Source organism: Pseudomonas tolaasii NCPPB 2192 (assembly GCF_002813445.1).
Taxonomy (GTDB): Bacteria; Pseudomonadota; Gammaproteobacteria; order Pseudomonadales; family Pseudomonadaceae; genus Aquipseudomonas; species Aquipseudomonas tolaasii.
Genome location: NZ_PHHD01000001.1, coordinates 3922211 through 3943626, shown reverse-complemented (window position 1 = coordinate 3943626; position 21416 = coordinate 3922211). Strand labels below are relative to the sequence as shown.

The window sequence follows — 21416 nt, the reverse complement described above, 5'->3', positions numbered from 1 at the left end:
GCTGCATCGCTGTGCCTTGAATACAACAATAACAAGACAGGAGAGTCACCCCATGGACTTCAAACGCACCTTGCTCGCTGCTGCACTCGCTACCCTCGCCAGCGCCGCCCATGCGCTGGAAATCAAAATTGCCGACATCCACCCCGCCGGCTACCCCACCGTCGTCGCCCAGGAAAACATGGGCAAGGCCCTGACCAAAGAAAGCAACGGCGAACTGACCTTCAAGTACTTTCCGGGCGGCGTGCTCGGCTCCGAGAAAGAAGTGGTCGAACAAGCCCAGGTCGGCGCGATCCAGATGGCCCGGGTCAGCCTCGGCATCGTCGGGCCGGTGGTGCCGGACGTGAACGTGTTCAACCTGCCCTTCGTGTTCCGCGACCAGGCGCACATGCGCAAAGTCATCGACGGCGAGATTGGCGATGAAATCCTCGCGAAAATCACAGACTCGGAGTTCGGCCTGGTCGCCCTGGCCTGGATGGACGGCGGCACGCGCAATATCTACACCAAGAAACCGGTGCGCTCGATCGCAGACCTCAAGGGCATGAAAATTCGTGTGCAGGGCAACCCACTGTTCATCGACGCCTTCAATGAAATGGGGGCCAACGGCATCGCCATGGACACCGGCGAAATCTTTAGCGCCCTGCAAACCGGTGTGATCGACGGCGCGGAAAACAACCCGCCCACCCTGCTCGAACACAACCATTTCCAGAACGCGAAGTTCTACACCCTCACCGAACACCTGATCCTGCCCGAGCCCATCGTGATGTCGAAAATCACCTGGAACAAGCTCACCCCCGCGCAGCAAGTCATGGTGAAAAACGCCGCCAAGGCCGCCCAGGCCGACGAGCGCGTGCTGTGGGACGCCAAGTCCGCCAGCAGCGAGACCAAGCTCAAGGCCGCCGGCGTCGAGTTCATCACCGTCGACAAAAAACCCTTCTATGACGCCACGGCCCCGGTCCGCGCCAAATACGGTGCGGCCTACGCCGACATCATCCAGCGCATCGACGCCGTCGAGTAATCACCCTCCCCTTTAACAAGGCCCGGCGCGGTCGGCATCGACGCGCCCGGTTACGGTGAACGCCATGAAGAATTTACTGCTGCGCTTCAATGACCGGCTGTACATGACCTGCATCTGGGTCGCCGGCCTCTCGGTACTGGGGGTCGCGCTGATCATTCCCTGGGGCATCTTCGCCCGCTACATCCTCGGCACCGGCTCAAGCTGGCCGGAGCCCACCGCCATCCTGCTGATGCTGGTATTCACCTTTATCGGCGCCGCCGCCAGCTACCGCGCCGGCGCACACATGTCGGTGGCGATGATCACCGACCGCCTGCCACCCACTCAGCGCCGCCTCGTCGGCATCGTTTCCCAACTGTTGATGGCGACCATTTGTCTGTTCATGACGGTGTGGGGCACCAAGTTGTGCCTGTCCACCTGGAACCAGTTCATGAGCGCCATCCCCACCTTGCGCGTGGGCATCACCTACATGCCGATCCCGATTGGCGGGCTGTTGACCCTGGTGTTCGTGCTGGAAAAACTCCTGCTCGGCGATCAAAGCCAGCGGCGCGTGGTGCGCTTTGACCTGGTTGAAGAAAGCGAAGGAGCCGCCTGATATGGACGCATTGATTCTGTTGGGCAGCTTTATCGCCTTGATCCTGATCGGCATGCCGGTGGCCTACGCCCTCGGGCTGTCGGCGCTGATTGGCGCGTGGTGGATCGACATCCCGTTCCAGGCCCTGATGATCCAGGTGGCGGGCGGGGTGAACAAGTTTTCGCTGATGGCGATTCCGTTCTTCGTGCTCGCCGGGGCGATCATGGCCGAGGGCGGCATGTCGCGCCGTCTGGTGGCGTTTGCCGGGGTGTTGGTGGGCTTTGTGCGCGGCGGTTTGTCGCTGGTCAACATCATGGCCTCGACGTTTTTCGGCGCGATTTCCGGTTCGTCGGTGGCGGATACGGCCTCGGTCGGCTCGGTGCTGATTCCGGAAATGGAACGCCGCGGCTATCCCCGCGAGTTCGCAACCGCGGTGACCATCAGCGGCTCGGTGCAGGCATTGTTGACGCCACCCAGCCATAACTCGGTGCTCTACTCGCTGGCGGCCGGCGGCACCGTGTCCATCGCCTCGCTGTTCATGGCCGGCGTGGTGCCGGGCTTGCTGATGAGCGCGTGCCTGATGGTGCTGTGCCTGATCTTCGCCAGGAAGCGCGACTACCCCAAGGGCGAGGTCATCCCGCTCAAACAAGCCCTGAAAATCTGCGCCGACGCGCTGTGGGGCCTGATGGCCATGGTGATCATCCTCGGCGGCATTCTCTCAGGCATTTTCACCGCCACCGAATCCGCCGCGATTGCCGTGTTGTGGGCATTCTTCGTGACCATGTTCATCTACCGCGACTACAAATGGCGCGAGCTGCCCAAGCTGATGCACCGCACGGTGCGCACCATTTCCATCGTGATGATCCTGATCGCCTTCGCCGCGAGCTTCGGCTACATCATGACGCTGATGCAGATTCCGGCGAAGATCACCACGCTGTTTCTGACCCTGTCGGACAACCGCTATGTGATCCTGATGTGCATCAACGCCATGCTGCTGTTGCTGGGCACGGTGATGGACATGGCGCCGCTGATCCTGATTCTCACGCCGATATTGCTGCCGGTGATTCTCGGCATCGGCGTCGACCCCGTGCATTTCGGCATGATCATGCTGGTCAACCTCGGCATCGGCCTGATCACCCCGCCGGTGGGCGCGGTGCTGTTCGTCGGCGCGGCGGTGGGCAAAACCACCATCGAGAAAACCGTGAAGGCGCTGCTGCCGTTTTATGGCGTATTGTTCCTGGTGCTGATGGCGGTGACCTACATTCCCGCGCTGTCGCTGTGGCTGCCGGGCCTGGTGTTGTAAACGATCGTTCCCACGCTCTGCGTGGGAATGCATCCTGTGACGCTCCGCGTCACGGCTTTCAAAAGCAAACGCAGAGCGTCCAGGGCGGCATTCCCACGCAGAGCGTGGGTACGATCCTGTACCGAGGTAAACACATGCTGGAACTCTCAGATCATTTAACCCACCTCACCCTGGCCCCCGCCACCGGCGGCAGCATCGTCAACTGGACCGTCATCGCCACCGGCCAGCCGCTGCTGCGCCACAGTGACGAGCAGGCCGTGAACACCGGGTTGCCGGGCAAACTGGGCTGCTACCCGCTGGCGCCCTGGTCCAACCGGATTGCCGAAGGCGGTTTCAACAACCCGGACGGCTGGCTGGCGCTGGAGCAAAACAGCCTGCTCGACCCGCTGCCGATTCACGGTTCGGCGTGGCAGCAAGCGTGGCAAGTGGTCAGCCAGACGGCGGATGAAGTGGTGCTGGCAGTGGAATGCGAGACGCCTTTCGCCTACCGCGCCGAGCAACGTTTCAGCTTGAGTGACGGGGTGTTGAGCATCACCTTGCGCGTCACCCATCTGGCGGAAAAACCGGCGTGGCACGGGCTGGGTCTGCACCCCTACTTGCCACGCAGGCCCGGTACGCGGTTGCAGGCCAAGGCTTCACAGGTATGGATGAGTGATGCGTCCAAATTGCCCACTGCCCTGGCGCCGATACCGGCCGACTGGGACTTCCAACAACTCAAAAGCCTGCCCGACAGGCTGGTGGACAACGGCTTCTGCGCGTGGGACGGGCATTGCCGGGTTGAACAGCCGGAGCTGGGTTATGCGCTGGAATGCCAGGCCAGCGGCGCGGATTACTTCCTGCTGTTCTGCCCGCCGGCGTTCGAGTTCTTTTGTATCGAGCCGGTGAGCCATCCGGTGAATGCCCACCATTTGCCCGGACGACCGGGGCTGAAATTGCTGGAACAGGGCCAGTCAACCCAGCTCGAATTCCGCATGAAATACGTTCCCATTGTGGGAGCTGGCTTATGTGGCGAGGGAGCTTGCTCCCGCTCGGGTGCGTAGCGCCCGCAAGTTTTTTGGGGCTGCTTCGCAACCCAGCGGGAGCAAGCTCCCTCGCCACAGAAAGCAGCCCCACATTTTTGCTCGTTGTAGTGTCAGGGCGGGCTGTTTTTCAGCCGCCCCGCCGTGTCGATACTCACCACCACCGACAACCCCGGCCGCAACCGCTCGCTCTCGGCCTGATCCGGGTCCACGGTAATCCTCACCGGCACACGCTGGGCGATCTTCACAAAGTTGCCGGTCGCATTGTCCGCCTGCAACAGGCTGAACTCCGAGCCGGTCGCCGGGGAAATATGCTGCACCGTGCCGTGAAACTTGCGGTGGTTCAGCGCATCCACGGTGAAGGTCACCGGCTGGCCGACCTGCACGTTATCCATCTGGGTTTCTTTCATGTTGGCAATCACCCACAACTGCGGCGGCACCAGCGCCATCAGTTGCGCGCCGGAATTCACGTAGGCGCCCAGCCGCACGCCAATCTGCCCCAACTGGCCGTCACGCGGGGCGGTGATGCGCGTGTTGGACAGGTCGATACGCGCCAGCTCCACTGCCGCATCAGCATTCGCCACGGCCGCTTCCAGTGAGCCGCGGTTGACGATCACCGTCTGCAGGTCCTGCCGCGCAATCTCCAGGCTGGCCTGGGCCTGGGCCACGGCGGCGATGGTCTGCGCGTTGGCGGCGCGGGTCACGTCCAGCTCGCGCTTGGACACCGAACCGTCGCTGATCAGTTCTTCATTGCGACGCAGGTCCGCCGTGCTCTTGCGTGCCTGGGCTTCGCTGTCGGCCAACGCGGCCTGGCGCAGTTTGATGGTGGCCTCGGCACTGTTGCGCTGCTGCACCACGTTGGCCAGCCCGGCCTTTTGCACCGCCAGTTGCGCCAGCGCCTGGTCGAGGCGCTGCTTGTAGATGCGGTCATCCAGACGCACCAGCAGGTCGCCGGCCTTCACGTACTGGAAATCCTGCACCGGCACTTCGAACACATAGCCGCTCAGTTGCGGGCCGATAATCGTCACCTGCCCGCGCACCAGAGCATTTTCGGTGGTCTCTACCGCGCTGCTGAACGGCGGCAATTGCCAGGCGTACAACACGATCAGCACGCCGACGATGGCAATCGCGGCAAAGCCCAGCGTGGAGACAATGCGCACCCGCAACGAGCGCGGCTCAGTCACGGTTGACCCTGCGGGTGGTGTGCCTTCAGGGGTGGAGGCGACGGCATTGGTGGTAGTGGTGGTTTCGGTCATTGAGTCACGCCGCTGGGTTGAACGGGAGGGGCTGCTGCTTTGGTGGTACTCATCAGCCACAGGCTGCGGATGAAGATCCAGATCATGGTCAGGATCGCGATGATCGCAATCAACATGAAGACATCGTTGTAGGCCATCACGTTCGCCTCGCGGGTGGCCGCTGTGGCCAGGCTGCGGATACCCATGAGGTTGCGCAGTTCGGGGTCGGCGATGACGCCGCCATAGGCCGAGCCGCCGCTCTGAACGCGTGCGGCCACACGCGGGTCGAGCAGGGTCAGGTGCTCGGTGATCATGCTCGAATGGTATTTCTCGCGCACGATCTGAAAGGTGCCGAGCAAGGCCGCACCGATCAGGCCGCCGAGGTTCTGGCAAATGCCGAACATCACCGAAAAACTCACCAGGTTGCGCGGGTTGGTCAGCACGTTTTTCGTGCCCAGCACCATGGTCGGGCCGAGGAAGAACGTGCCGCCAAACCCCAGCAGGAACTGGCTGACATACAGGTTTTCCGGCCGGGTCAGGTTGCTGGAGAAACTGTCCATCACCGAGCCCGTGGCCATGAAGGCCAATGAGATCACCAGCGGCATCAGCAGGTGCGCGGGGTTGATGGTCAGTGCGCTGACCGCAAGCCCCGCAATCGCCCCGGCCAGCATCACCACGTACAGCGTGTGCATCTGCTGATAACTCATGTTCAGCATCTGCATGAAGCCCACGGCGCCGGTGGACTGTTCCGACAGCACCATGCGAATCAGCACCACCGCCAGCGCCAGGCGGATCATCACGCCGCTGCCCAGCCAGCGTGTCATCAACATCGGGTTGGCGCGGTTATGCTCGATGGCCAGGCCGGCCATGATCAGCACCAGCGAGCAGGCTGAGGCGATGCCGATCCACGGCGCCTCCAGCCACCAGTCGATGCGCCCCAGCGACAGCACCGCGCAGAGCAACGCCACGCCGGTGGCGAGGATGGCGAAGGTCAGGAAGTCGAGTTTTTCGAAGGTTTTGAAACGGTCGCCGGGCGGCAGCTTGAGCAGGAACACGCAGCCCAGGCAAATCAGTGCCATACCCAGTTCAAACAGGTACAGGCCGCGCCACTCAGCGATTTGCAGCAAATCTTCGGAGAACAGCCGCGCCAGGGGCAACGCAAGCTGCGCAGTGCCCAGCCCCAGCACCAGCGCTTTTAAACGCCATTTGGCCGGGAACGCCTGAATCATGTAGTACAAACCCAGCGAACTCAGGGCCGCGCCGACCATGCCGTGGGCCGCGCGCACCGCAATCGCCGAGCTGAGGTCGTTGACGAATAAATGGCCGAAGGTCACCAGCGCATACAGCACCAGGAACACTTCGGTGAACGCCCGCAAGCCGAACTGCTGGCGAAACTTCACCAGCAGCAGGTTCATGCACACGTTGGTCATGACATAGGCGGCGGGCAGCCAGGCCATTTCGGCGGTGGTCGCGCCCAGTGCGCCTTGCAGGTATTGCAGGTTGGCGATCACCAGCGCGTTACCCAGCCCCCCGGTGATCGCCACCAGCACGCCCACCAGCGCAAACAGCCAGCGCCTGGGCGTGGAATGCAGCGGCGTCGACGGCGAGCCGGGCAGGCTCGGCCGCTCGTGGGGCTGCCAGGTGTGGGGGGTGTATTTATCCATTGCATGACCTTGGTGAGCCGACGTGCAAGGTCGGTGGAGCGCTTACTCTAGAGTAGTAAACCTGAGAGGCGTTCATATTGCCAAGCCCAAGGCGCTCGCGGTCAAAAAGGTGGGAGCTGGCTTGCCTGCGATGGCGGTGGGTCAGTTACACCGTTATCGCAGGCAAGCTAGCTCCCACATTTGAACTGTATTTCAAGTCAGGATCAGAGCGCAGCCTTTAGCAACATGCCAGCGGCGACCACCACACACAGGCTGGCAAAGCCCACTTGCAGGGTGCGCGCCTTGACCATCGAACACAGCCGGCGGCCAACCAGCATGCCGACGATACTCGCGCCAATGAACACCCAGCCCATCGGCTGGATGCTGACGCCCGCCTGCATAGCGCCCGCCACGCCGATCAACGAAATCAGGCTGATCACCATCAACGAGGTGGCGACGATGCCGCGCATCTGCACATCGGTGAGCTGCTTGAACGCCGGCACGATCAAAAAGCCGCCGCCCACGCCGAGCAGGCCCGACACCGCGCCGGTCACCGCACCGAGCGCCGCCAGGGTGGCGCTGCATTTGGCGGTCCACGCCAGGCGCCCGGTCTGCTGGTTGAGCATGCAGTTCTTCTGGCCCCAGGAGGCGGCGCCGTGGTCACTCGGCCCGGCTTCGACCTTTTCACGCTGCAACATGCGCCAGGCCACCAGCACCATCAGCGCGCTGAACAGGCCCATCAGCAGTTTCTCCGGCAACTGGTGGGCGAAATACACCCCCAGCGGCGAGAACAACGCGCCGAGCAGCGCGATCAACAGCGCGGCGCGGTAGCGCACCAGCCCATGGCGCAAGCCGTCGATGGCCCCCACCGCTGCCGCCGCCCCCACTGCGAGCAATGACACCGGCGCGGCCTGGGTCATGCTCAACCCCAGCCCCAACACCAGCGCCGGCACCCCGAGGATGCCGCCGCCCGCGCCCGTCAGGCCCATGACCAGGCCCATCAACACCCCCAACATACTCGCCAGCAGCATTCAATCCACCTTGCTCAAGCGGGTCAGCCACTCGCGGCCCTTGAGCATGCCGTTCCAGTAGAACCACGGCAGCAGCGTCGCCTTTAGGAACCACATTGAACGGCGCGCCCGGGTCGGGTCCAGCGGAAAGGTCGGCAGCAGCTTGCCGCCATAACCGAACTCGGCCAGCACCACCTTGCCCTTCTCTACCGTCAGCGGGCAGGAACCATAGCCATCGTACTTGAGCGGCAACGGCGCCTGTTTGCGCAGGGCCAGCAGGTTTTCGGCCACCACCACGATTTGCTTGCGCACCGCCGCAGCGGTTTTCGCGTTGGTGGTGCCGCACACATCGCCCAGCCCAAAGATGTGCGGGTAACGCAGATGTTGCAGGCTCTGCGGGTTCACCTCGCACCAACCAGCGGCGTCGGCCAGCGGGCTTTGGCGGATGAAATCCGGGGAAACTTGCGGCGGGACCACGTGCAGCAGGTCGAAGGTCTTTTCTTCGACAGTGACGTTACCGTCGGCGTCCTTCACTTCGAACCAGGCCTGGCGTGCCGGGCCATCAACCTTGATCAGGTTGGAATTGAAGGCCAGGTGCGCGTTGTACTTTTCGATGTACTTCATCAAGGGCGGCACAAAGGTCGGCACGCCGAACAGTGCAGCGCCCGCCAGGTTGAACTCCACGTTGATGGTGTTCAGAACGCCCTGTTTGAGCCAGTGATCACAGGACAGGTACAGGGCTTTTTGCGGCGCGCCCGCGCATTTGATCGGCATGGCCGGCTGGGTAAAAATCGCCTTGCCGCCCTTGAGTTGCTGCACCAGTTGCCAGGTGTAGGCGGCGTGCTGGTAGCTGTAATTGGAGGTGACGCCGTTCTGGCCAAGGGTGTCTTGCAGCCCTTCGATTTTCTCCCAGGCCAGGCGCAGGCCGGGGCACACGATGAGGTTTGTCCAGCTCACGCGCTGGCCGCTGTCGAGCACCAGGGTGTGCTCGTCGGGCAACAACTCGGTAACAGCGGCTTGCACCCAGGTGACGCCATGGGGCAGCACGTCGGCCAGCGGGCGACGGGTCTTCTTTACGTCGTAGGCGCCGCCGCCTACCAGCGTCCAGGCCGGCTGGTAGCAGTGGAACTCACTCGGTTCGATGAGGATGATGTTGAGGTGGGGGTCGCGCTTGAGCAGGCTGGCCAGCAGGCCAATGCCCGCCGAGCCGCCGCCGATGACTACGATATCGCCACTGATGGTTGGGCCACCGTGTTGGTCATTCATGGTCAGTCGCCTTTCTTATGGTGCACACAAGGGTCGCTGCCGGATGGCGTCACGCCCAGCTTTTCATCACCGCGCCGCAGTACAGCCCGGACAGGGTTTTCATCACTTGAATCACTTCGTGGCTGGCCAGCCCGTAGAAAATGTATTTGCCTTCCCGACGGGTGGCGACCAACCCTTCGTCACGCAGGATGCCCAATTGTTGCGACAGCGTAGGCTGGCGTACGCCGGTCAACGCTTCGAGCTCGCCGACGTTGCGCTCGCCCTGGGTCAACTGGCAGAGGATCAACAAACGGTCTTCATTGGCCAGCGCCTTGAGCAGCGAGCAGGCCTTGGACGCCGACGCGCGCAACTGGGCGACTTCGCCTTCACTCAGAGTAGATTCCATTTGCCTCGGGTCCTTTGCTTCACTTAAGCTCAAAACATTATGTGTAAATGTAAACTGATTGTAACCACTTTTTTCTTCATCCGGGACAACCGCCATGCCAGCGCTGATTCAAGCCTTTCTGGACGACGCCTCTTCGACCTACACCTACGTCGTTTATGAAGCCGATGGCGGCCTCTGTGCCATCGTCGACTCGGTGCTCAACTACGACCCGGCCTCGGGGCGTACCGACACACGGCAGGCCGACAAGGTGATCGCCTTCGTGCGCGAGCACAGCCTGCAGGTGCAATGGCTGCTGGAAACCCATGCCCACGCCGACCACCTGTCGGCCGCGCCCTACTTGCGCCGGGCGTTGGGCGGCAAGATCGCCATCGGCCAGTCCATCAGCAAGGTGCAGGACGTCTTCAAAAACCTGTTCAACCTGGAGCCGGAGTTTCGCGTGGACGGCTCGCAGTTCGACCACCTGTTCGCACCGGATGAAGTCTTCCACATCGGAAACCTCAAGGCACAAGCGCTGCACGTGCCCGGCCACACCCCGGCCGACATGGCCTACCTGATCGACGGCCGTTTGATTCTGGTGGGCGACACCCTGTTCATGCCCGACGTAGGCACCGCCCGCTGCGATTTCCCCGGCGGCGATGCACGGCAGTTGTATGCCTCGATGCGCAAGTTGCTGGCCTTCCCGCTCGAAACCGAACTGTACGTGTGCCACGACTACCCACCCGAAGGCCGCGAGGCCAAATGCCTGACCACCGTCGCCGAACAGCGCGCGGGGAATATTCATGTGCATGACGGCGTGGATGAAACGGCGTTCGTCGAGATGCGCACCAACCGGGATGCGGGCCTGGGCATGCCGACATTGCTGCTGCCAGCGATCCAGGTGAATGTGCGGGCGGGGAACATGCCACCGGCGGAAGAGAATGGGGTGACTTACCTGAAGATCCCCCTCAACCAGCTCTGAAACACAAAACCCTGTGGGAGCTGGCTTGCCTGCGATGGCGGCGGCATTGCCAAAAGAAATATCGCCTGACCCACCGCCATCGCAGCCTCGCTAAAGCTCGACAGCTCCCACAGGCGACCGCGTCCATCCTTTGAAATGCGGTCGAATGTGGGAGCTGGCTTGCCTGCGATGGCGGCACATCAGTAGCAAATGTGCCAGCTGACCCACCGGTATCGCAGGCAAGCCGGCTCCCACATTTGAATCGAGTGGATTCAGGAACCGAGGTTGATGCCGTTTGCGGGCAATGGCAGTGCGGTTTTGTAGCGCACTTGCTTAAGCGCAAAGCTCGACCGAATGTTCGCCACCCCCGGCACCTTGGTCAAAAAGTCCATCATGAAACGCTCCAGCGACTGAATCGTCGGCACCAGCACCCGGATCAGGTAATCCGGGTCACCCGCCATCAGGTAGCACTCCATCACTTCCGGCCGATCGGCAATCGCCCCCTCAAACTGTTGCAGCGCCAGCTCGTTCTGTTTTTCCAGGCTTACGTGGATGAACACATTGACGTGCAGTCCCAGCAAATCGGCGTCGAGCAGCGTGACCTGGTCGCGAATCAGCCCCAATTCCTCCATCGCCTTCACCCGGTTGAAACACGGCGTGGGCGACAGGTTCACCGAACGGGCCAGGTCGGAGTTGGTGATGCGGGCGTTCTCCTGCAAGGCGTTGAGAATGCCGATATCGGTACGGTCCAGTTTGCGCATGAGACAAAATCACCTGTTTATTATGTTTATGCAGTTTTTTTATCCGCAAATGATCGGCAGCGCAATGAAACACAGATAAATATTCTTCTACGCCCCGCCTATGATTGTTGTAGGACAAGATTTCTCCTACCCGGAGGCTGACTGTCAGCTAGCGCGCCCACTACAAGAAATTCACAAGATAGAGCGTAGAAAGCCATGACCCAGCAGTACGAACCACTGCGCCTGCACGTTCCCGAACCTTCGGGCCGCCCAGGCTGCAAAACCGACTTTACCTACCTGCGCCTGACTGACGCGGGTACGGTGCGCAAACCCGCCATCGACGTAGAACCCGCCGACACCGCCGACCTGGCCAAGGGCCTGATTCGCGTGCTCGACGACAAGGGCCAGGCCCTCGGCCCGTGGGCTGAAGGTGTCTCGGTCGACATCCTGCGCCGCGGCATGCGTGCCATGCTCAAGACGCGCATCTTCGACAACCGCATGGTGGTCGCCCAGCGCCAGAAAAAAATGTCGTTCTACATGCAAAGCCTTGGCGAAGAAGCCATCGGCAGCGCCCAGGCCCTGGCCTTGAACATCGACGACATGTGCTTCCCCACCTACCGCCAGCAAAGCATCCTGATGGCCCGCGACGTGCCGCTGGTGGACCTGATCTGCCAACTGCTGTCCAACGAGCGCGACCCGCTCAAGGGCCGCCAGCTGCCGATCATGTACTCGGTCAAGGACGCCGGCTTCTTCACCATTTCCGGCAACCTCGCCACCCAATTCGTACAAGGCGTGGGCTGGGGCATGGCTTCGGCGATCAAGGGCGATACCAAAATTGCCTCAGCCTGGATCGGCGACGGCGCTACCGCTGAATCCGACTTCCACACCGCCCTGACCTTCGCCCACGTGTACCGCGCGCCGGTGATCCTCAACGTGGTCAACAACCAGTGGGCCATCTCCACCTTCCAGGCCATCGCCGGCGGTGAAGCCACCACCTTCGCCGGACGCGGCGTGGGTTGCGGCATCGCTTCCCTGCGCGTGGACGGCAACGACTTTATCGCGGTGTATGCCGCCTCCGCCTGGGCTGCCGAGCGTGCGCGCCGCAACCTGGGCCCGACGCTGATCGAGTGGGTCACCTACCGCGCCGGTCCGCATTCCACCTCCGATGATCCGTCCAAGTACCGCCCCGCCGACGACTGGAGCCACTTCCCCCTGGGCGACCCGATTGCCCGTCTCAAGCAGCATTTGATCCAGATTGGCCAGTGGTCCGAAGAAGAACACGCGGCGGTCAGTGCCGAACTTGAAGCTGAAGTGGTCAAGGCGCAAAAAGAAGCTGAAACCTACGGCACCCTCGCCGGCGGCCAGATTCCAAGCGCCGCGACCATGTTCGAAGACGTCTATAAAGAGATGCCGGAGCACTTGAAGCGCCAGCGTCAGGAGTTGGGGATCTGACATGAACGATCACAACAACAGCATTGAAGTGGAAACCGCGATGACCACAACCACCATGACCATGATCCAGGCGCTGCGCTCGGCCATGGATGTGATGCTCGAACGTGACGACAACGTGGTGGTGTTCGGCCAGGACGTGGGTTACTTCGGCGGCGTGTTCCGTTGCACCGAAGGTTTGCAGAACAAATACGGCAGCTCGCGGGTGTTTGACGCGCCGATCTCCGAAAGCGGCATTGTCGGTGTCGCCGTGGGCATGGGCGCCTACGGCCTGCGCCCGGTCGCCGAGATTCAGTTCGCCGACTACGTGTACCCGGCCACCGACCAGATCATCTCCGAAGCGGCGCGCCTGCGTTATCGCTCGGCCGGCCAGTTCACCGCGCCACTGACCATGCGCATGCCCTGCGGCGGCGGCATCTACGGTGGCCAAACCCACAGCCAGAGTATCGAAGCGGTGTTCACCCAGGTCTGCGGCCTGCGCACGGTGATGCCGTCCAACCCCTACGACGCCAAGGGCCTGCTGATCGCCTCCATCGAAAACGATGACCCGGTGATCTTCCTGGAGCCCAAGCGCCTGTACAACGGCCCGTTCGACGGCCACCACGACCGCCCGGTAACCCCGTGGTCGAAACACCCGCAAGCCCAGGTGCCGGACGGTTATTACACCGTGCCGCTGGACGTGGCCGCCATCGTGCGTCCGGGCTCGGCCGTCACCGTGCTGACCTACGGCACCACCGTGTATGTGTCGCAAGTGGCCGCTGAAGAAACCGGCATCGACGCCGAAGTCATCGACCTGCGCAGCCTGTGGCCCCTGGACCTGGAAACCATCGTCAAATCCGTGAAGAAAACCGGCCGTTGCGTGGTGGTGCATGAAGCCACGCGTACCTGCGGTTTTGGTGCCGAGTTGGTATCACTGGTGCAAGAGCACTGCTTCCATCACCTGGAAGCGCCGATCGAACGCGTCACCGGCTGGGACACCCCCTACCCGCATGCGCAAGAGTGGGCGTATTTCCCAGGGCCGTCCCGAGTGGGCGCGGCGTTGAAACGGGTCATGGAGGTCTGAATGGGCACGCACGTTATCAAGATGCCGGACATTGGCGAAGGCATCGCGGAAGTTGAGCTGTCGGTGTGGCATGTGAAGGTCGGTGACCTGGTGGTTGAAGACCAGGTGCTGGCGGACGTGATGACCGACAAGGCGATGGTGGACATTCCCTCGCCGGTGCACGGCAAGGTGATTTCCCTCGGCGGCGAGCCGGGTGAAGTGATGGCCGTGGGCAGTATTTTGATCAGCATTGAAGTGGAAGGCGCGGGCAATGCGAAGGAAGCCCCCGCCGTGAAGGAAGCGGTGAAGGAAGCGCCGAAGGCCGCACCGGTGGTCGAAGCCAAGCCTGCACCGGTGGCGGTTGAAAACAAACCGGCGCCGGTTATCGCAGCCCAGGCGCCTGTGGCGCGTGCAGCCGATGAACGCCCACTGGCCTCCCCTGCCGTACGCAAACACGCACTGGATGCCGGGATTCAATTGCGCCTGGTACAGGGCACCGGCCCCGCCGGGCGTATCCTGCACGAAGACCTCGACGCCTACCTGCAACAAGGCGCGGCGAAGTCATCGACCGCCGCCAATCCTTACGCAGAACGCAACACCGAAGAACAGATCCCGGTGATCGGCATGCGCCGCAAGATCGCCCAGCGCATGCAGGACGCCACCCGGCGCGCCGCGCATTTCAGCTACGTGGAAGAAATCGACGTCACCGCCCTCGACGAGCTGCGCGTGCACCTCAACGAGAAGCACGGCGCCACACGCGGCAAACTGACCCTGCTGCCCTTTATCGTGCGCGCGATGGTGGTGGCCCTGCGAGATTTTCCACAGATCAACGCGCGTTATGACGACGAAGCCCAGGTCATCACCCGCCTCGGCGCGGTGCATGTGGGCGTCGCCACGCAAAGCGACGTCGGCCTGATGGTGCCGGTGGTGCGTCACGCCGAAGCCCGCAGCCTGTGGGGCAATGCCGAGGAAATCGCGCGGTTGGCCAGCGCCGCGCGCAATGGCAAGGCCAGCCGCGATGAGCTGTCGGGGTCGACCATCACGCTGACCAGCCTCGGTGCTCTGGGCGGTATCGTCAGCACGCCGGTGCTGAACCTGCCGGAAGTGGCCATCGTCGGTGTCAACCGCATTGTCGAACGGCCGATGGTGATCAAGGGCCAGATTGTGGTGCGCAAGATGATGAACCTCTCCAGCTCCTTCGATCATCGCGTGGTGGATGGCATGGACGCGGCGCAATTCATCCAGGCCATTCGCGGCCTGCTCGAACAACCCGCCAGCCTGTTTCTGGAGTAAGCCATGCAAACCTTGAACACCAAACTGCTGATCATCGGCGGCGGCCCTGGCGGGTATGTGGCGGCGATTCGTGCCGGCCAGTTGGGCATTCCGACCATTCTGGTGGAAGGTCAGGCACTGGGCGGCACCTGCCTGAACATCGGCTGCATTCCGTCCAAAGCCTTGATTCACGTCGCCGAGCAATTCCAGCAGACCGTGCACCACAGTCAGGGCTCCAAGCTGGGCATTGAAGTGGATGTGCCGACGCTGGACATTCGCAAAAGTGTGGAATGGAAAGACGGCATCGTTGATCGCCTGACCACGGGCGTGTCGGCGCTGCTGAAAAAACACAAGGTTCAGGTGATACACGGCTGGGCCAAGGTGGTGGACGGCAAAACCGTCGACGTCGGCGACCAGCGTATCCAGTGCGAGCACCTGCTGCTGGCCACCGGCTCGAAAAGCGTCAACCTGCCGATGCTGCCGATTGGCGGGCCGATTATCTCGTCCACCGAAGCCCTGGCGCCGAAAAGCGTGCCCAAGCGTTTGATTGTGGTGGGTGGCGGCTACATCGGCCTGGAACTGGGCATTGCCTACCGCAAGCTGGGGGCCGAAGTGAGTGTGGTCGAGGCGCAGGATCGAATCCTGCCGGCCTACGATGCGGAGCTGACAGCGCCGGTGGCTGAATCCCTCAAGCAACTGGGTGTGAAGCTGTACCTCAAACACAGCGTTACCGGGTTTGCCGACAAGCAGTTGCAAGTGCGCGATCCGAATGGCGACACGCTGTCGCTGGAAACCGACCAAGTGCTGGTGGCCGTGGGGCGCAAACCCAATACCCAGGGCTGGAACCTCGAAGCGCTGAACCTGGAAATGAATGGCTCGGCGATCAAAATCGACAGCCGTTGCCAGACCAGCATGCGCAATGTGTACGCCATCGGCGACTTGAGCGGCGAGCCGATGCTGGCTCACCGCGCCATGGCCCAGGGTGAAATGGTTGCCGAGCTGATCGCCGGTGAACCGCGTGAATTCAACCCGGCAGCAATTCCGGCGGTGTGTTTTATCGACCCGGAAGTGGTGGTGGTCGGCAAGACGCCGGACGAGGCGAAGGCTGCCGGGCTGGACTGCGTCGTGGCCAGCTTCCCGTTTGCGGCCAATGGCCGGGCGATGACGCTGGAGTCGAAAACCGGCTTCGTGCGGGTGGTGGCGCGGCGTGATAACCACCTGATCGTGGGCTGGCAGGCTGTGGGTGTTGGGGTTTCGGAGCTGTCCACGGCCTTTGGCTTGAGCCTGGAAATGGGGTCAAGACTGGAAGATGTGGCGGGCACCATTCATGCCCACCCGACGCTCGGCGAAGCGGTGCTGGAAGCAGCGTTACGGGCATTGGGCCACGCGTTGCACCTGTAAAACCGGGGTGCGGCCATCGCGGGCAAGCCCGGCTCCCACAGGAGAATGCATTCCAGATGTGGGAGCTGGCTTGCCTGCGATAGCGGTAGATCAGCCACTACAGATGCTGAACGGCCGCCCCACCCGCTCCCACACCGGCCAAGAATGAAGTATTGTTGCGCCCATCCAGAAAAAAACCGACAAGCCTGCCTTCGACCAGGCGGTTGACCAGAGATAGAGGGTGTCATGGGTAACGAAAGCATCAATTGGGACAAGCTGGGTTTTGACTACATCAAGACCGACAAGCGGTTTCTCCAGGTCTGGAAAAACGGCGAGTGGCAAGAAGGCACCCTGACCGACGACAACGTGCTGCATATCAGCGAGGGCTCCACTGCCCTGCACTATGGCCAGCAGTGCTTCGAAGGCCTCAAGGCCTACCGCTGCAAGGACGGCTCGATCAACCTGTTCCGCCCGGACCAGAACGCCGCCCGCATGCAACGCAGCTGCGCGCGCCTGCTGATGCCACATGTGCCGACCGACGTGTTCATCGACGCCTGCAAAAAAGTGGTCGCGGCCAACGAGCGCTTCATCCCGCCGTACGGCAGTGGCGGCGCGCTGTACCTGCGCCCGTTCGTGATCGGCACCGGTGACAACATCGGCGTGCGCACCGCGCCGGAGTTCATCTTCTCGGTGTTCGCGATCCCGGTCGGCGCTTACTTCAAGGGCGGCCTGGTGCCTCACAACTTCCAGATCTCCACCTTCGACCGCGCCGCGCCACAGGGCACCGGTGCGGCCAAGGTCGGTGGCAACTACGCCGCCAGCCTGATGCCAGGTTCGGAAGCCAAGAAATCCGGTTTCGCCGACGCGATCTACCTGGACCCGATGACCCATTCGAAAATCGAAGAGGTCGGTTCGGCCAACTTCTTCGGGATCACCCACGACAACCAGTTCATCACGCCGAAGTCGCCTTCGGTGCTGCCGGGCATCACCCGCCTGTCGCTGATCGAACTGGCCCAGACCCGACTGGGCCTGAAAGTGGTCGAAGGCGAAGTGTTCATCGACAAACTGGACCAGTTCAAGGAAGCCGGCGCCTGCGGCACCGCTGCCGTGATCTCGCCGATCGGCGGCATCCAGTACAACGGCAAACTGCACGTGTTCCACAGCGAAACCGAAGTGGGCCCAATCACCCAGCAGCTCTACAAAGAGCTGACCGGTGTGCAGACCGGGGACGTTGAAGCGCCGGAAGGCTGGATCGTCAAGGTTTAATCGCGATACGGCGTACCCATGTGGGAGCTGGCTTGCCTGCGATGGCGGTGTATCAGTCACTACCGAGTTGACTGTTGCCCCGCTATCGCAGGCAAGCCAGCTCCCACATTTTTTTGTGGTGTGTTCAGGATTTCGGGATGTTCTGCGCAATCTTCTTGCCCATACTGATCCTCGGTTCCTCGCCATACCCCAGCGCTTCATAGAACCCCATCACCGCATCATTGCCGCCGGTGATCTGCAGGTTGATCTTCATGCAGCCCAGCGCAATCAACGCCTGTTCGGCATGCCGCACCAGTGAAGACCCCAGGCCATGGCGCCGATAGTCGGGGTGCACCGCCACCGAATACAACCAGCCGCGATGCCCGTCGTAACCCGCGAGAATGGTGCCGATCACGGCTTTTTTATCCGTCGCCACAAAAAACAAACCGTCGTTGACCGCAAGCTTCTTGTCGATCGCCAGGGTCGGCAGGTTATGTGCTGCGTCATAACCAAACGCCTGCTGCCATAACGCGACCACTTGCGCGCGATGCTGACGGTCGCGGTACGGGCCGATGGGGTGACGCGACAGCAAGGCTTTCTCCATCACCAGCGTGCGCTCGTTGCCGTGGTAAACGTCGCGTACCGTGTTGAATCCAAGCCTGGTGTAGAAGGGCTCGGCCGTCAGCGAGGCCGGCACGCTCAGCACCGTTACCCCGGCCTCGCGGGCACGCAGTTCGATTTCAATCATCAGCAACCGGCCAATCCCCTGCCCTTGCAGCGCCGGGTTGACGAACACCGAGCGCACCACATTGGCATCCAGCGCAGCAGTGGCCACAATCACCTGATCCTGCACCGCCACCAGTACCACGCGACGCTTGAGCAATGCGAGCACCGCGTCCGGGGTGAAATTGCTCGCCACCCGGGCGATCACTTCCGCCGGGTAATCCCGCGCATTGCTGCTGTGCAACGCCGCCAGGATGACCTGGCTGATTCCTTCGGCATCGGCGGTTTGGGCGAGACGAACGGCGGTAGACATGCACTCTCCTTCTTGGCTCGGGGTTTGGACCGTCACCATACTAATGTGGGAGTCGGCTTGCCTGCGATAGCGGTCTGTCAGTCAACCCCGTGATTGCAGCCAAGCCTCATCCGCATACAGACGTTGACGGTGGAAGGCCGTACCATGTGACGGTCAGGCAAGCGCGCAACGTTTGCCGTTTTTTCAACTGTTTGAAGTGAACGCCATGGACACCAAGGCCCCCGGCCCTCATTCCGCCCCCGCACTGGACCGCATCGATGAGGCGATCATCGACGTGCTGCGCCATCAGGGGCGTATCACCTACGAAAAGCTTTCCGCGCTGGTGCACCTGACACCCAGGCCGTGCCTGGAACGGGTGCGTAAACTGGAGCGGCACGGGGTGATTCGCGGGTACGGCGCGATCATCAATGTGCAGATGATCTCACCGGGGTTGTCGTTGCTGGTGCTGGTGTCTTTATCCAATCAAAGCGGGCGCTCGGCGCAGAAAGCCTTCGAAGCGTGCGTAAACGCCTGCCCTCAAGTGTTCGAATGCCAGTTGATCAGCGGGCCTTTCGATTACAGCCTGCGCGTCCGCTGCCGGGACATGGAACATTATCGGGTGTTGACGGAGAGCTGGTTGAACAACGCCGAGTTGCATATCGACAAGTTGGTGGCGCATCCGGAGTTGGCGGTGGTCAAGAATACTGCCACGGCACTGATCTGAAACCCGGTCTTCCAAACACTGCATAACCCTGTGGGAGCTGGCTTGCCTGCGATAGCTGAGTGTCAGTCAACATTGATCCAATTGGCCGACCGCCATCGCAGGCAAGCCAGTTCCCACTGTGGCCGGGTTAGCAATTTTCTTCCCGGGCCGGGCGCCAATCAGTTTCGCCTGCCCATCCTTCTGCTTGCCCGTGCGCGCTTCGCTGATCAAGCCGGGTATCAACTTGCCCTCCGGCAGGTTTTTCCAGAACCGGCTGGGCAAGTGCCCTTCCATGACCTTGGGGTTCAAGCGCGCCGGGTTGAAGATGTGGCTGTAATAGGTCAGCCACATGGCGCTGTGGGGGTCTTCCACGTTTTGCGCCAGTTGCCGCCACGCCTCGGGGCATTCGCGCTGGTGGATCAATTGCTCGCCGTCGTAATACACCCCGTCCAGCGGTGTGGCGATCATCCAGCGATGGCGCCCCATTCGCCCGACAAAATGCCTGCTGGCCGATTTCAAAATATCGTGAGCCGGTTCATGCCAGGCCACGTACTCGGGCAGTTCCGGCCCGGCACCAGCCGGTAGCGCAATAAACCGCACAAACGCATGCAGGTGGTGGGCTTCGCGGCTTACCTGTTTGATCCGCCGCTGCAGTTCACTGCCCAGCTTGTCACCGGCCAGCATCGCCGTGCGGTCGCCATGGCTGACCCGCCACAACACCTCATACAACAGGCTCCAGCGCTGGTCGCCATGGTAGCAGGCCGCGGACTCCAGCAACTCCAGCAGCGCCTTGGGGATACGCGCCTGGAATGGGCCGAGCCCTTCAGGAATCGGCTCGTCGGTGGCAAACAGGTCAGCCACTTCAGCCTCGCCCCAGCTCACCTGGCTGGGGTCGACCTGATGACTGAGCAGCCAGCGCGCCTGTTCGCGCCAGGTACCGAACAGGTTGCCGCATTCAAGACTGATCATCCCCACAACCCCATTTGTTGGGGCGCGGGGCGGTCGCGCAGTTGCTCACGGAGCAATACGCTGGTGCTGTCGGCCTGTTGCGGGTGGTAGTCACTGGTGATGAAAAACGGTTTGGCCTTGGCCAGCACGCAGCGCATGCGCGCCAGGTCTTCGAAGCGGATTTTGCGCTCGCGGCGCAGGTCCACCAGACGCTGGGTGGTGCGCAGGCCAATGCCGGGAATGCGCGCGATCAGGGTCGGCTCGGCGCGATTCAAATCCAGAGGGAACACCTCGCGATTATCCAGGGCCCAGGCCAGCTTGGGGTCAATATCCAGCGCCAGATCGCCCGGTCCTTCGAACAGCTCGTTGGCCCTGAAACCGTAGCTGCGCAGCAGAAAGTCCGCCTGGTACAAACGGTGTTCACGCATCAGCGGTGGCGCGGCCAGCGGCACGCTTTTCGGGCTGTTGGGAATGGGGCTGAACGCGGAGTAATACACACGGCGCAGCTTGTAGTTGCCATACAGCGCCTCGGCACCGTGAAGGATGGTGCTGTCGTCGGTTTCGTCGGCGCCGACGATCATCTGCGTGCTCTGCCCGGCCGGAGCGAAACGCGGCGCGCGTGGCTCGTTGAGCACGGTCTGCTCGCCGGTGTAGATGGTCTGCATGGCTTGCTTGATCGACACGATCTGCTTTTCCGGCGCCAGGGTTTGCAGGCTGGCATCGGTGGGCAATTCGATATTCACGCTGAGCCGGTCGGCATAACGTCCGGCCTCGGCAATGAGCGCCGGGTCCGCTTCGGGAATGGTCTTGAGGTGGATATAGCCGCGAAAGTCATGCTCTTCGCGCAGCAGCTTGGCGACGCGCACCAACTGTTCCATGGTGTAGTCGGCCGAGCGAATGATGCCGGAGCTGAGAAACAGCCCGCTGACGCAATTGCGCCGGTAGAAATCCAGGGTCAGCGTGACCACCTCTTCCGGGCTGAATCGTGCACGGGGCACGTCGCTGGAGCGGCGGTTGACGCAGTACTGGCAGTCATACAGACAGAAGTTGGTGAGCAACACCTTGAGCAACGACACGCAGCGCCCGTCAGGCGTGTAGCTGTGGCAGATGCCCATGCCGTCGGTCGAGCCCAGCCCGGCCTTGCCCTCGGAGCTGCGCTTGGGCGCGCCGCTGCTCGCACAGGAGGCGTCGTACTTGGCGGCGTCGGCGAGGATGCTGAGTTTTTCGATCAACTGCAT

At 62.1% G+C, this 21416-nt stretch carries 20 protein-coding genes; 11 read left to right on the top strand and 9 right to left on the bottom strand.

Annotation, left to right across the window (positions count from 1 at the left end):
- Positions 1-52 precede the first annotated feature (52 nt).
- The 4 genes from ATI14_RS18355 (at position 53) to ATI14_RS18340 (ending at position 3929) form a co-directional block, all read left to right on the top strand.
- The gene (locus ATI14_RS18355) at positions 53-1015 is read left to right on the top strand and encodes a TRAP transporter substrate-binding protein (protein WP_016974119.1); all 963 of its coding nucleotides are present in this window, start codon (positions 53-55) and stop codon (positions 1013-1015) included.
- Positions 1016-1079: 64 nt separating this feature from the next.
- The gene (locus ATI14_RS18350) at positions 1080-1607 is read left to right on the top strand and encodes a TRAP transporter small permease (RefSeq protein WP_016974120.1); all 528 of its coding nucleotides are present in this window, start codon (positions 1080-1082) and stop codon (positions 1605-1607) included.
- A 1-nt stretch (position 1608) separates the two neighbouring features.
- Positions 1609-2889 (top strand): TRAP transporter large permease, encoded by a 1281-nt coding sequence (locus tag ATI14_RS18345; RefSeq protein WP_016974121.1) that lies wholly within the window; start codon positions 1609-1611, stop codon positions 2887-2889.
- A 134-nt stretch (positions 2890-3023) separates the two neighbouring features.
- Positions 3024-3929, top strand: a complete 906-nt coding sequence (locus ATI14_RS18340; RefSeq protein WP_016974122.1) for an aldose 1-epimerase — start codon at positions 3024-3026, stop codon at positions 3927-3929.
- Positions 3930-4021: 92 nt separating this feature from the next.
- On the opposite strand, the gene ATI14_RS18335 is transcribed toward ATI14_RS18340, so the two are convergent.
- The 5 genes from ATI14_RS18335 to ATI14_RS18315 all read right to left on the bottom strand — a co-directional run bounded on the left by ATI14_RS18335 (position 4022) and on the right by ATI14_RS18315 (position 9447).
- Positions 4022-5164, bottom strand: coding sequence for an HlyD family secretion protein (locus ATI14_RS18335; RefSeq protein ID WP_016974123.1), 1143 nt, complete (start codon positions 5162-5164; stop codon positions 4022-4024).
- Positions 5161-6807 carry an MFS transporter gene (locus ATI14_RS18330; protein WP_016974124.1) on the bottom strand — a complete coding sequence of 549 codons (1647 nt, stop codon included), beginning with the start codon at positions 6805-6807 and terminating at the stop codon, positions 5161-5163. Before ATI14_RS18330 ends, ATI14_RS18335 begins: the two co-directional genes overlap by 4 nt.
- A gap of 203 nt (positions 6808-7010) precedes the next feature.
- Positions 7011-7817, bottom strand: coding sequence for a sulfite exporter TauE/SafE family protein (locus ATI14_RS18325; protein ID WP_016974125.1), 807 nt, complete (start codon positions 7815-7817; stop codon positions 7011-7013).
- Positions 7818-9062 (bottom strand): FAD/NAD(P)-binding oxidoreductase, encoded by a 1245-nt coding sequence (locus ATI14_RS18320; protein ID WP_016974126.1) that lies wholly within the window; start codon positions 9060-9062, stop codon positions 7818-7820.
- A gap of 49 nt (positions 9063-9111) precedes the next feature.
- Positions 9112-9447, bottom strand: coding sequence for an ArsR/SmtB family transcription factor (locus ATI14_RS18315; protein ID WP_016974127.1), 336 nt, complete (start codon positions 9445-9447; stop codon positions 9112-9114).
- 94 nt (positions 9448-9541) lie between these two features.
- On the opposite strand from ATI14_RS18315, the gene ATI14_RS18310 reads away from it, so the two are divergent.
- Positions 9542-10405: an MBL fold metallo-hydrolase gene (locus ATI14_RS18310; RefSeq protein WP_016974128.1), complete on the top strand. Its 864-nt coding sequence runs from the start codon at positions 9542-9544 to the stop codon at positions 10403-10405.
- A gap of 251 nt (positions 10406-10656) precedes the next feature.
- Here ATI14_RS18310 and bkdR read toward each other — a convergent pair whose 3' ends face one another.
- Positions 10657-11145 carry a Bkd operon transcriptional regulator BkdR gene (gene bkdR / locus ATI14_RS18305; RefSeq protein ID WP_080520409.1) on the bottom strand — a complete coding sequence of 163 codons (489 nt, stop codon included), beginning with the start codon at positions 11143-11145 and terminating at the stop codon, positions 10657-10659.
- Positions 11146-11340: 195 nt separating this feature from the next.
- Here bkdR and ATI14_RS18300 point away from each other — a divergent pair, with 195 nt between their 5' ends.
- The 5 genes from ATI14_RS18300 (at position 11341) to ATI14_RS18280 (ending at position 17533) form a co-directional block, all read left to right on the top strand.
- On the top strand, positions 11341-12576 hold the full coding sequence (locus tag ATI14_RS18300) for a 3-methyl-2-oxobutanoate dehydrogenase (2-methylpropanoyl-transferring) subunit alpha (RefSeq protein WP_017256359.1): 1236 nt from the start codon (positions 11341-11343) through the stop codon (positions 12574-12576).
- Between the two features lies 1 nt (position 12577).
- Complete coding sequence (locus ATI14_RS18295; protein ID WP_016974130.1) at positions 12578-13636, top strand: alpha-ketoacid dehydrogenase subunit beta; 1059 nt, start codon at positions 12578-12580, stop codon at positions 13634-13636.
- Positions 13637-14908: a dihydrolipoamide acetyltransferase family protein gene (locus ATI14_RS18290; protein WP_016974131.1), complete on the top strand. Its 1272-nt coding sequence runs from the start codon at positions 13637-13639 to the stop codon at positions 14906-14908.
- Positions 14909-14911: 3 nt separating this feature from the next.
- A complete protein-coding gene (gene lpdA / locus ATI14_RS18285) occupies positions 14912-16288 on the top strand; it encodes a dihydrolipoyl dehydrogenase (protein WP_016974132.1) in 1377 nt (458 codons plus the stop codon).
- Between the two features lie 225 nt (positions 16289-16513).
- Complete coding sequence (locus ATI14_RS18280; RefSeq protein ID WP_016974133.1) at positions 16514-17533, top strand: branched-chain amino acid aminotransferase; 1020 nt, start codon at positions 16514-16516, stop codon at positions 17531-17533.
- Positions 17534-17657: 124 nt separating this feature from the next.
- On the opposite strand, the gene ATI14_RS18275 is transcribed toward ATI14_RS18280, so the two are convergent.
- The gene (locus ATI14_RS18275; protein ID WP_016974134.1) at positions 17658-18548 is read right to left on the bottom strand and encodes a GNAT family acetyltransferase; all 891 of its coding nucleotides are present in this window, start codon (positions 18546-18548) and stop codon (positions 17658-17660) included.
- Between the two features lie 205 nt (positions 18549-18753).
- On the opposite strand from ATI14_RS18275, the gene ATI14_RS18270 reads away from it, so the two are divergent.
- Positions 18754-19251: an Lrp/AsnC family transcriptional regulator gene (locus tag ATI14_RS18270; protein WP_026083202.1), complete on the top strand. Its 498-nt coding sequence runs from the start codon at positions 18754-18756 to the stop codon at positions 19249-19251.
- 66 nt (positions 19252-19317) lie between these two features.
- Here ATI14_RS18270 and ATI14_RS18265 read toward each other — a convergent pair whose 3' ends face one another.
- A complete protein-coding gene (locus tag ATI14_RS18265) occupies positions 19318-20199 on the bottom strand; it encodes a TIGR03915 family putative DNA repair protein (protein WP_016974136.1) in 882 nt (293 codons plus the stop codon).
- Entirely contained in the window at positions 20196-21416 is a 1221-nt protein-coding gene (locus tag ATI14_RS18260; protein ID WP_016974137.1) for a putative DNA modification/repair radical SAM protein, read from the bottom strand. The genes ATI14_RS18265 and ATI14_RS18260 overlap by 4 nt, the downstream gene beginning before the upstream one ends.